8 protein-coding genes are annotated in these 11,860 nt (G+C 60.4%); all 8 read right to left on the reverse strand.

Translation table 11 applies throughout. The features are described 5' to 3' along the window. Positions 1-5: 5 nt before the first annotated feature. Positions 6-3,530 carry a type VI secretion system membrane subunit TssM gene (tssM, locus tag DT594_RS03500; RefSeq protein ID WP_149331386.1) on the reverse strand — a complete coding sequence of 1,175 codons (3,525 nt, stop codon included), beginning with the start codon at positions 3,528-3,530 and terminating at the stop codon, positions 6-8. A gap of 1 nt (position 3,531) precedes the next feature. Then, entirely contained in the window at positions 3,532-4,446 is a 915-nt protein-coding gene (gene icmH / locus DT594_RS03505) for a type IVB secretion system protein IcmH/DotU (protein ID WP_149331387.1), read from the reverse strand. A gap of 5 nt (positions 4,447-4,451) precedes the next feature. Further along, complete coding sequence (gene tssK / locus DT594_RS03510; protein WP_149331388.1) at positions 4,452-5,783, reverse strand: type VI secretion system baseplate subunit TssK; 1,332 nt, start codon at positions 5,781-5,783, stop codon at positions 4,452-4,454. Between the two features lie 3 nt (positions 5,784-5,786). Then, positions 5,787-6,269, reverse strand: coding sequence for a type VI secretion system lipoprotein TssJ (tssJ, locus tag DT594_RS03515; RefSeq protein ID WP_149331389.1), 483 nt, complete (start codon positions 6,267-6,269; stop codon positions 5,787-5,789). A gap of 5 nt (positions 6,270-6,274) precedes the next feature. Further along, positions 6,275-7,474 (reverse strand): type VI secretion system-associated FHA domain protein TagH, encoded by a 1,200-nt coding sequence (gene tagH, locus DT594_RS03520; RefSeq protein ID WP_149331390.1) that lies wholly within the window; start codon positions 7,472-7,474, stop codon positions 6,275-6,277. Between the two features lie 20 nt (positions 7,475-7,494). Continuing rightward, complete coding sequence (locus DT594_RS03525) at positions 7,495-7,632, reverse strand: type VI secretion protein (protein ID WP_149331391.1); 138 nt, start codon at positions 7,630-7,632, stop codon at positions 7,495-7,497. Positions 7,633-7,714: 82 nt separating this feature from the next. Then, positions 7,715-9,253, reverse strand: a complete 1,539-nt coding sequence (locus DT594_RS03530; RefSeq protein ID WP_149331938.1) for a sigma-54-dependent Fis family transcriptional regulator — start codon at positions 9,251-9,253, stop codon at positions 7,715-7,717. Positions 9,254-9,269: 16 nt separating this feature from the next. Next, on the reverse strand, positions 9,270-11,855 hold the full coding sequence (gene tssH, locus DT594_RS03535; protein WP_149331392.1) for a type VI secretion system ATPase TssH: 2,586 nt from the start codon (positions 11,853-11,855) through the stop codon (positions 9,270-9,272). Between the last annotated feature and the right edge of the window lie 5 nt (positions 11,856-11,860).

The following is an 11,860-nucleotide window of genomic DNA, read 5'->3' on the forward strand; positions in this document are numbered from 1 at the left end:
CAGCATCAGAGTCGAGCCGGCAGGCTGAAGCCGCGCAGCAGACTGAGGTCGAAAGGGTTGGGTGAGCGTTGACTATGCAGCAGATATTGAGCGCGCATGCCGTCAAGGTTAGCTCGCAGCATCAGCACGTCACGATCACTGTGGTGCTCTACGTCCATCAGATCTAGTAGCCGGAATAGCGACCAGGGCCCGGTATTCTGCTCAATGCCCACGCGTCGCCCGCCGAGGTCCTCGACCATCAGGCTGGTACGTCCTTCGCTGTTCGCCGCTGGCCACCGAAACGCCGTTTGTACGATAGGACCATGGCGATACTCCATGCTCTGACCGCCAAAGCGGAAGCTGGCGCGACCCAGGCTGGAGTCCAGCGAATGCGGCTCCAGTTTGAACAGAATCTGCGGCTCGTCCGGGTTTTCGGCGAAGAAGCTGCGGCGAATGGTTTGCAGGGTGGTCATCTGTTTCAGGAACTCGCGCGACACCGGCAGGCTGCGGCCGTCTACCCGGCGCAACTGGAATGCGCCACTGTTGTCGCTGACGAAGCCGGCGAGGTAGCGCTCGAAGAAACTGTCTGCGGTGCCCTCGGTTTTGAAGAACTCGCGGAAGTCCGCCAGCGCAACATCGCTTTCGCTATTGGCTGCAAACGGGTAGCGCTTGCCTACGGAGTCGGTGTAAGCGCTGTAGAGCTCACTGCGATAGCGTTGATTGAGGTACTGATACGCGTCATTGAGTACCAGCATCCAGCTGTCGGCCGCCAGTGCCTTGAGCCACTCGGCCATGGGCGCAGGAAGGCTGTCCGCGCTACTGCGTAGCTGGTTGATCGCATCATTGCGCCCCTGCATGCGCGAGCGCGCCATATCGAAGGCTGCCTGGCCCGGCACACTGGCGTTGGCCAGACCGCTGAGCTGTAACTTCAGCGCATCCAGCGCCTGAAGCGCACTGGTCATCTCCGGACCCGGACCGCCTTGTTCGTCCAACAGACGGTGCAGCGACTCGAACTGACGTGCCAGATTCTTCCGCGCGGTGGCTGGCAGGCTCTGGGCCACCGCGGCCTGACCCTGCTCGACCGCTGCGGCTGCAAGACGCCCGGTACGGCCGACATGTACTCCGGCTTTCTGCGCGGTCGCGGTGAGATCCTTCGCGGACACATCCGTGTCCAGCATGCCGCCCAGCAGCGTATTGTCGCGCACCTCTGTGAGCAACAGCATCAATGGCGAGTTGGCTGCCGTCAGACCGTTAAGCTGCGAGGCGCCAAGGGCGGCGCTGGCAAGAGGCTCAAGGTGCAGCAGGGCGAGCGCTTCGTTCCAGTGACTGGCGTAGTCCTGAAAGTACATCTGTTCCATCTCGACCATCAGACGGCCAAGATCACTGGCACTGAGGCGCTCACTGTCGCCAAGCACCCAGTTATCCTGCAAGATTTCGCGAACCAGTTCGCCGCCCTCGGCCATGAAGGTTTGTTCGTAGCCGTCGCGGGTGAAAAAACCGGGAATGCTGTTGTCATTACTGCTCAGCAGTCGTGCATGCGGTCCCAGGCGTTGACCCAAACGATACTCAGGCAGACTCGCCGCCTGATCTCGTAGCATCCGATACACCACCGTCGCCAGAGACTCGCTACGCAGTTCCTGGCGGGCGTCCGCTACCAGTTGGTCATTTAACATGTAAGGGGTAAAGGGCTGATTGAGCAGGCGGGCAAAATGCGTGTTCAAGCCGTTCTGTGTTTCGGTGTCGCCGCGGTAGAGAAACGACCACTCGGTGGCCATCCAATCCTGTAGATAAGGAATTTCTCGACGCTCTTCCAGGTTCAGCATCAGATAAGCGCGCAGGCTGCCGAGCAAACTTTCACGATCGGTCAGGCTGGTGCGGATCTGACTTTCCAGTTGCTCGCCAACGCGCGGTAACAACAGGTTTTCCAACTCGTGTCGATACGCCCGCTGGACTACTGGATCTACCTGGTTACCTTGAAACAAGCCGCCGCGTTGCAAGGTGCCGGCTTGGTCCTGTGGCGGGAATACGCGGGTAGCGGCGTAGCTGCTGTCCAATGCGGCGAGCACTTCAGCAGCGTCGTCGTGGAGCCGGATCTGTTGTTTGTCTTCGGTCAGCGCCTGAGCCACTTCGCGCAGGTGCTCCAGCCGCTCGTGATTGTTGGAGAAGCTACTGCCCCAGACAATGCCGAATACCAGCAGACATCCAAGGGCTGCGGTGTACATCAGCCTTTGGCGCCAGTTGATGCGTTTGACCTCGCGCTCGTCCAATCCGGCCAGATCGGCTTCGGGGAAAATGACCCGGCTCAGCAGGTTCTTGATGAAGCGCCCGTGGCTGGCATGGAAGGTCGGCAAGCCGGCTCGGCTGTTCTGACTTAGCGAATGCTGATGCGCCGAGTCCACTACCTGGGGCGCACTGGTCAGGTAAAACCCGCGCAATTGACTGGCCCGCTGATAACGGTTGCCGGAAAAAGCCAGTTCGATAAACAACCCCAGGTGTTCTTCGATCTGACCGAGCTTCAGTGGGAAGTCGAGAATGCGGCCACGGCGCTGGTTGTCGCGCTCCTGATGCATGCGCATGACTACCTGACTGTTGAGCCGCTGCATCAAGGATTCGAACTCGCCGCGCACCACCTGGATGTCAGTACCATCCTGGTTCTTGCGGAAGCTGACACCCAGTACCTGATCGCTTTCCTCGCGCGACAGCTGATCGAAGAACTCATTGAAACCGCTGATGCCATCGGCCTTGCTGATGACCAGATAAACAGGCACATCGGCGCCCAGACGCTGATTGATTTCCTGCAGGCGCAGACGGGTCTGGCGCGCCAGACTTTCCAGTTCCAGTTCGCTGCCACGCAGCAATAGCTCGGCCGGGACGTTGATCAGAACCCCATTCAACGAGCGCGGACGGCGACTGCGCAACAACCCCAGCAGACTGAACCAACCGGCTGCATCCACTTCGGGATCCGGTTGGCTCAGGTAGCGCCCGGCGGTGTCGATGATCACTGCATGCTCGGCGAAATACCAGTCGGCGTAGCGGGTGCTGCTGACGTCGCGGGTCAGGCGCTGCTTGTCGCCCTTGTTCAGCGGGAACTCCAGACCGGAGAAATCCACCAGGCTGGTCTTGCCGCTACCGGTCGGACCAAGCACCAGGTACCACGGCAGTTCGCGCCGCCAACGCTCGCTGCGGCCGCTGTACAGGCTGGAGCGGCGCATGGTGCGCATCGCATCCTTGAAACGGCCGGTCAACTGCAAATGCTCTTCGACGATCAGTTCCTGGCGCTGCTGACGCACCAGATAATCCTCATCTTCGGCATTGGCTTTTTTCTCCACGCCCGCCCGCCAGCTGACATAGACCATGCACAGGCCCCAGATCAGAAACATCAGGCTGATGGTCAGCAAGCGGCTGCTGGCTGATGCCCAGAAACGTTTGTCGCTGATCGCCAGCAACGGGCCGACAAACCAGACCAGCAGGGCTAGCGCAAATACCAGGCACAGGCTCCATACCCAGCTTTTCCGGAAGAACTTTCCGGCTTTGAGGAAAAAGGACTTCATATCAGTTCATCCCTGAAGAGTCGTTTGGTTCATTGATTGCGGTGACAGCCGACGGCGGTTCCATAGTCGTATTCTGGGTCTGGGCAAACGGTTTTAATGCAGCGTCGCGCTGCTCGGTGAGCATCCAGTTGAAAACCCCGAAAATGACGCCCAGACAGATCAGCGTGAACAGGGTGACCAGCCACAACGGCACGATACGGATCAGGCGCCGGCGATTTTCCGTGAGCCCCTGCCAGTGCGGCGAAATATCCCTGGGCACGTCGCCGCGCAGCTGGCGGATCTGGCGGTACAGGCTGTCGCGCAGCGCTTCCAGTTCCAGCGTGCCGCGCGGCAGCACCCGGTATTTGCCCTCGAAGCCGAGCGACATGCAGATGTACATGAGCTCCAGCATCGGCAGATGCTTGACCGGGTCGCGTGACAGGCGCTCAAGCAACTGGAAGAACTTCTCACCGCCGAAGGTTTCGTTGTGGAAGCTGCTCAGCAGGCTCATCTGTGACCATTCACTTTCGTTACCCCAAGGCGTGGTCACCACAGCCTCGTCTAGCGCGGTGCAGAGCACATAACGCGCGGCCATTACCTGGCTGCTTTCGGCGCCGTCCTGCAGGGCTCGGTGTTCGAAGCGTTTAATCTCTGAAGAGAGGCGGTCCTTGAGGGCGAACAGGTCCTCGCGCTCATAGCTCTGCTGCAGGCGTACCATTTCCGAGAGCAATGCCGAGGCCACGGCGACCAGCGGGTTGATGCCCAGATTGAGTGTCTCCGCCGGTCGCAGCCGTGCGGCATACACCATGCGCTCTTCGAGCTTGTCGAATTTTTGCGGTACCACAGAGTCGGTCAGCGGGCTTTGCGCCGCCGAGGTGCCCTGGCGGTTGACGATGACCGTATGATCATCCTGGTGGTAATCCATTTCCCTGATCATGGCGGTCAGCTCCTGATAGCCCAGAATTTCAGCTCAAGCCCGGTGAACTCACCGGACACATGGAAGGCAAAGCCACCGGAGCGCTCCAGTTGCGAGAGCTCTTCGGAGCTAAGCTCCAGCGCAAAATAGGTCTTGCCGGAATGGAACGGGATTTGCCGTGGCGCGACCGGTAGCGGCTTGACCTTGATGCCCGGCAAATGCAGATTGACCAGTTGGCGGATGCGTTCGACCGGGCCGATTTTCAGATGCGACGGCAGGCGTTTACGCAGCTCTTCCGAGTCGCAATCGGCGCTGGCGGCGAGTACGAAGGAGGCGCTGCCGAGCAGTGTGTGGTCCTGCAGCGGCGATACCTGGATGCCGTACTGGCGTTGCTGCAACACCAGTTCGACCGCGTGCTGTTCGAGCACCATTGAGAGTACCTGGCGTATCGCATCCATCAGCTTGCGAAAGCTCTGACCCAGATCGTTGTGTTGATAGCGGCTATCCAGACGTGGGCGCTTGGTCTCGCTGGCAAAGGTCGAAAGCTCGCCGAGCAGCCCCAGCAACTCGCGGTACATCTGTTCGGGATGTACCTGCTCTATGCCCTGGTAATGCCGCAGCACCGGCTCGTGCCGGTTGATTAACTGCAGCATCATGAAGTCACCAACCTCGGCGCCGCCGACTTTGCCAGTAGCGCGAATGCGCTCGGCCAGAATGTCGCCGCGGTGCGTCAGCATGCTGATCACTTCCTTCATGCACGATTGCAGAAAGGGGCTGGCGTGAAAGTGCAGGTAGGCGGGCACAAAATCCGGATCCAGGCTGACCGCGCCGTCAGGGGTGGTATCGAGGATGTCGCAGATCTTCAGTTTCACATAGGCGTGATCGTTATGCTGCTCGCCGAGCAACAGACGAAAGTCCGGCAAGCCGCAGCTGACCTGACTGCTGCTGCTGTCCCCGGCATTGGAATCGGCAACCTGGCTGTCAAAGGCGGTATAGCGCGCCAGTACGTCACGCTGTTCGGGGCGTCGGGTTTCGACATGGTTGCCAGTAACCAGGGGCAGAGCCAGGTACACCGGACTATTGCTGGTATTGGCCGGTACATCCATTGCCAGCGCTTCGCGCTCATTACCCAATTCGAAGAAACTGCCATCGGGTAGCAGGCCGCTGGCCTGGCTGATGACCAGCTTGCCCATATTGAGGAACTGGGTATCAATCTCCAGGTTGAAAAAACCCCAGGCGTAATGGCTCATTCGCCGGGTACGGCTGGTCAGTTGGTGATCCAGGTAGCGGTCGTTCTGCTGGAAGTGTTGCGGGCGCAGCAGCATGCCTTCTTGCCAGACGACTTTTTGGCTCATCATGGCTTAGTCCTTGTCCTTGTCGTCGCTGTCCAGCTCCCGAATCCCTTCGGCATCCAGGCGCAGCTTGATCTGGTTCAGGCCTTTTTCTTCCAGCGGAATAATGAAACGCCAGTTGGTATCGGGCAGATTGCGATAAGCGGCGAGTACGGCTACGTAGCGGCTGCCTTCCTGGACCGCCAGTTTCAGCTCGCGTTTCTCGCCGGGGCGCAGCTCCAGCTCTTCGATGGCGATCAGGTCCGGGGACAGTGCTTCGCGCGGGCGCTGATAGAGGGTGAAAAAATCCGCATTTTCGAAAGCAACCGGATGCTTGAGTTCCATCAGGTGCAGGACGATGGGTGAAGGCCGATCGGTCAGGTCGGGATTGAGCTGGCTGCTGCCTTCCAGCGTCAGATCCAGTTTGGTCAGGTCGGAATAGGGCGACACCGTTGAACAGCCGGTTAACACAAACAGGCTGGTGGCCAGGGCCAGAAGAATAGCTTTATACATGGTGGTCATCCTTGATGATCGGTGTTGAGAGTGGCAATCAGGCGGATCTGCTCTTCATAGGCGACAACGAAATCACGCGCATATAGGCGCTGGCTCCAGTTGTCATCGCGTTGCAGCGCTTGATACAGGTGGGTGTAGGCGCGCCAACGGCTGCCTGCGGTGTTCATCAATGACTTGTTCTCGCGCTCGAAGCGCAGCGTCAGTTGCTCTGGCGACAGGTGCTCAAGAATGCTTTTTACCGCCGCTCGGCTGGCGGCAATCAGCGCTACCTGATGCGCCTGCAGATCCCGGAACGAACGATTGATGGCCTGCTCGGCGGGCATCTCGGTCGCGGCGGGACGCAACAGGCTGCCCATCGCCTGACGGCTTTCGCTGCTGAATTTCAGCGGATTGGTACTGACCTGTTCGACGCTGGTCACTGCCAGTTTCATCTCGGCTTTCAGCTCATTGCGGTTGCGCAGGCTCTGTTGCAGGCTCCCGACGCTTTGCTTGAGAAGGCGCGCGGCCTTGAGTGCCAGCGCCTGGCGCTGCGGTTCATCCAGACCTTCCAGACTGACGCCTAGCGCATCGCCGAAGCTCTGCCAGAACGGCTCAGGTTGGCCGGCAGGAGCGGCTGCCGGCTGGGGCGCAGGCGGTGCCGGGGCGGGGGCGGCGACCAATTCGGGCACCGTCAGATTCTCCATGTTGATGGGGGCGTAGTCGGGTGCTTGCGCGGGCTCGGCATGCGCGCTTTGGCTGAACATCGCCAGGTCGTCACCCGCGGCGTACATGGCTTCCTGTTGGTCCAGCGCGTTGAGCGGATCCAGGTCGAGGAAGGCATCGTCCGGGATGATGCTGCCGGCGTCCTGCGGGCGGCCCAGATCCTCGCTGAAGACGGCGGGGTCCTGCATGACGCGGGCGCGGATCTCGAAGTCGCCGAACGCGTAGAGGGTGCCATGTTCGATGCGCTGCGGTTGCCCCTTGGGCAGCGGCGTGTTGCCGGGTTTGAGCAGAATGCCGTTGCTGCTGGTATCGGTCAGAAAGAAGGCACCGTCCTCGAAGCTCACTTGCGCGTGCCGCCCGGACACTACGCGTTTGCGGTCGGGAATGACCCAGTCGCAATCCTCGGCGCGGCCGATAATGCCTCCCGCCTGGCGGAAGGTCTTGGTGACCGGCATGCCGCTGATAAACTGCTCAGAGCCGACCATATCCAGAATCAGTTCCATGATGCTGTTCTCCTTTGCGGCTACTCGCCGCGGTTTACCGACTGCGGGTCACCCAGGGGGCGGTAATCATCGTCGTTGAACTTGTGGTTGCCCGAGCAGGCGCTCAGGCTGACGGCCAACAGGAGCAGGGCGACGGGCCAGTAGCGACGTGTGTTCATGGGTACTTCCTCGTTTTCGGGCGGCTTGATGCCGGTACTGTTTAAAAAAGGGATGGAGGTTAAAAAATCGGGTTTGCGCGGTTTAGGCATTGTTCTTCCCTCTGCTGGCCTTGAGCTCTGCGGGGCAGATATTCAGCCGCTGCATGCGGTATAACAGCGTGCGGCGGGGTAGCCCGAGTTCGGTGGCGGCGCTGGTCTGATTGCCCTGATTCTTGCGCAGGCAGTCCACCAGCAGGTTGCGTTCCACTCGCTCCATGCGTTCGCGCAGGCTCAACTGACCTTCATTGTTCGGGGAGCCAGGCAGGTTGAAGTGCTCAGGCAGCAGCAGGTTGCCGTCGCACAACAGCAGGGCGCGGGCGATCAGGCCTTTGAGCTCGCGTACGTTGCCGGGAAACTCGTGACTGGCGAGCTGTTCCAGTGCGGCATCGGACCAGCGGCATTGTTCGCGTTGCAGGAATGAACACGCCGCTTCGACGAATTCGCGCGCGAGCAGCAGAATATCCTCGCCGCGTTCACGTAATGGCGGCAGGTGGATGGGGAAGTGCGTCAGACGATAGAACAGGTCTTCGCGAAACAGCCCGGCTTGCACTTGCTCCAGTAATTGATGGTGGGTCGCGGTGACCACGCGCACATCCACTTTGTGCGTTTCGTTGCTGCCAAGCGGGCGCAGCTCGCCTTCCTGCAGCACCCGCAGCAACTTGGCTTGCAGCAGCAGCGGCATATCGCCAATCTCGTCGAGAAACAGCGTGCCGCCATCTGCGGCATCGAACAGTCCCTTGTGATCGCGGTCAGCGCCACTGAAGGCACCTTTGCGGTAGCCGAACAGTTCGCTCTCAAGCAGATTTTCCGGCATTGCCGCGCAGTTCAAGGCGATAAAGGCTTTGCTGCGGCGCAGACCGAAATCATGGATGGCGCGGGCGACCAGTTCCTTGCCGGTGCCGGTCTCGCCAGTGATCAATACCGTAACCGGGTTGTGCAGCACTTTGCTGATCAGGCTGTAGACCTGCTTCATGCCGGCACTTTCGCCAATCAGACCGAAGTGCTCACGGCTTGGTGCAGAGATCTGGGTGGCCACGGCGGCCGGTTCCGCCAATTGACGTGGGCGACCAAGCAGTTGCATTTGCGCAACGGCGAAATTGCCCAGCATTAGCAGCGCCTCATCCATTTGCCCGAGTTCACCAGGAGTGCGGCTGGCGGTGACCAAGAGGCCGCGCACGTGCTGCTGTTCATCGGTCAACGGCAAGCACAGCAAACTACCCCAGGGTTGATCGCCGTCAGGCAGAAACGCAGTACTGTGCAGATCGGCATCCAGGTTGTTCATTAGCAGCGGACGGTTCTGGCACAAGCAGTATTGCAGCAGATGCATGTCGGAATAGTCGCTGGATACGCTGACACTCTCGGGCATCTGCAGTTGCCCCTGGTACCACTGGGCGCAGAGCGAAAGACGCGTCTGGGTGACGTCCAGCAGGTACAGTTGGCTCAGAGTGCAGTCGCTGAGTTGTGCGCAGGCTTCCACCAGAGCGCTGGATAACGCGCTCGGAGTACGCAGCACTGACAAGGCGGCGAAGCGTTCCAGCATTGATTCGGCGAACTGCAAGGGTCGCGGTATCTGGGCAAACATCTGTGCGGTCGGGACGTCAGTCGAATTCACAGGTCACTGCTCCTTCGCTGTCGAGCGTGGCATGTGCGCGGTGCACTGCTTCGCCGCTGGCCATGGCTTCCAACAGGCGATCAACTGCCAGCGGTTGCAGTTGCTGGTCTATCAGCCGGTCGATCAGCCGGGCACCGCTGTCGCTGCGGGCGCACCGCGCAGCGAAATGATCAACCAATGCCGGGCAATGCGTGAAAGTCAGGTCACGACGCTGCAGGCGTTCTCCGAAACGCGCCAACTTCATGTTGATCAGTTGCTGCAGTACTTCACCTGCAATCGGGTAGTAGGGCACCACTTGCATGCGGGCCAGTAGCGCGGGTTTGAAATGCTGACTCAGGCTCGGGCGGATCGCCTCTTCCAACTGCTCCGGGTCCGGCCGTTGCGCGTCCTGGCAAAGGTGAACTATCTGTTCGCTGGCCAGGTTCGAGGTCATCAGGATCAGCGTATTGCGGAAGTTGATTTCCCGGCCTTCGCCGTCATTGGCTACACCCTTGTCGAATATCTGATAAAAAATATTCATCACATCAGGGTCGGCTTTCTCTACTTCATCGAGCAGTATTACCGAGTAAGGCTTCTGCCTGACGGCTTCGGTAAGCATGCCGCCCTCGCCGTAGCCGACGTATCCGGGTGGCGCGCCGATCAGCCGCGATACCGTGTGCTTCTCCTGAAATTCGGACATGTTGATGGTGGTCAGAAAGCGCTCACCGCCATACAGCAGGTCAGCCAGCGACAGGGCGGTTTCGGTTTTGCCGACGCCACTGGGGCCGACCAGCAGGAATACGCCGACTGGCGCGTCAGCTCGGTTCAAGCCGGCGGCGCTGGCGCGCATCGCCCGATCCAGCGCTGCAACTGCCTGCTCCTGGCCACGCACGCGCTGACGCAGGTTATCGGCAAAGTGGCTGACACTGGCGTTGTGCTCCCGGGCCAGTTGCGACAAGGGCACTCCGGTCCAGTGACTGATCACTTCGGCGATCAGCCGGGGGCAGACCTCGTGACTGACCAGGCGCTCTTGCGTTTGCGCCTGCGCCAGCTCGGTTTGAGTCTCGCGCAAGCTAGCTTCCAGCGCTGTAAGATCTTCTCCGTGTGAACTGTCATCAGCGCGCGCGGCAGCGCATTGCTGACGTAGCTCCAGCAAACTCTCGGCGAGTGCTTTTTGTGTCAACCAGCGAGCTTCCATCGCAGTAATGCTGGCATGGTCTTCGTCGAGCGTACTTTGCAGCCCGGCAAGTTCATCAGCATTAATGGCCAGCCCCGCCTGATGGTCGCGGGTGCCTGCCAGCAGTTGGCGTTGATTTTCTGCAATCCGAGTGCGCAACCTTTCCAGCGCGTCTGGGGCGGCTGCGAGGCTGATCCGCACTCTGGCGCAGGCGGTGTCCAGCACATCAACAGCCTTGTCCGGCAACTGCCGGCCTGCCAGATAACGGGCGGATAGTTCGGCGGCGGCCACCACTGCGTCATCGCGCAGGTAGATGCCATGGCTTTTTTCATACACCGGCGCCAGGCCACGCAGGATGGTGACCGCTTCGCTGATGCTGGGTTCGTGCAACTGCACCGGCTGAAAACGTCGGGCCAGGGCCGGGTCTTTCTCAAAATACTGTTTGTATTCGCTCCAGGTAGTAGCGGCGATGGTGCGCAGCTCGCCGCGCGCGAGTGCCGGTTTGAGCAGGTTGGCCGCGTCGCCACTGCCGGCCTGACCGCCGGCACCGATCAGGGTATGGGCCTCATCGACAAACAGAATGATCGGCGTGACCGAGGCTTTGACCTCATCGATCACACCCTGAAGGCGTTTTTCGAATTCGCCCTTGATGCTGGCGCCGGCCTGGAGCAGGCCGAGATCCAGGCAGTGCAGCTCCACCCCTTGCAGCGCAGCGGGCACTTCGCCTTGTACTATGCGTAATGCCAGGCCTTCTACCACGGCGGTCTTGCCGACCCCGGCTTCACCGACGACGATGGGATTGTTCTTGCGCCGGCGGGCGAGGATGTCGATCATCTGCCGAATCGCTGCATCGCGACACAGCACAGGGTCCAAGCGACCGTCGCGTGCCTGCTGGGTAAAGTTGTGGGTGAAGCGGCTTAGCGCGGAATCCGCACCTTTGGACGGTTGCGGCACGGCTTTTGTGGCTTGCTGGGCCAGCGCGTAATCACGCAAGCGTTCAGCATTCAGCTTGCTCAGCAGTGGCTGCAACTGGCTGCCGGCGTAACGCAGCGGGTTACGCAGTAGCGCCAGTACCAGTGCGGCCTGATCAACCTGACTCTGGCCCAGCTCGAGACTGGCTACTAAGAGCGCATCCTGAAGCCATTGCACCAGCTCCAGTGAAAAGGCCGGGTTGCGCGAGGCGCTGTCTTCAGTGCAGGGTTGCAGGATCCGGGCAAATTCACCGGCATCCAGTTGCGCATCCTGCAGCGCGCGGTGCAGCACGCTGTCATTGCGCTCCAGGAGCCCGAGAAGCAAGTCCTCGACCAACACTTTGCTGCCACGCCGCACCACACAGCGCTCGGCGGCGGCTTCCAGGTCCTGCCGGCTTCGGGCATCCAGCGCCTGTACCAGTTGTTGTAAATCTACATCGATCATGAGGT

Origin of the sequence: Halopseudomonas laoshanensis (genome assembly GCF_008365385.1) — a bacterium.
In the GTDB taxonomy this organism is placed as follows: Bacteria; Pseudomonadota; Gammaproteobacteria; order Pseudomonadales; family Pseudomonadaceae; genus Halopseudomonas; species Halopseudomonas laoshanensis.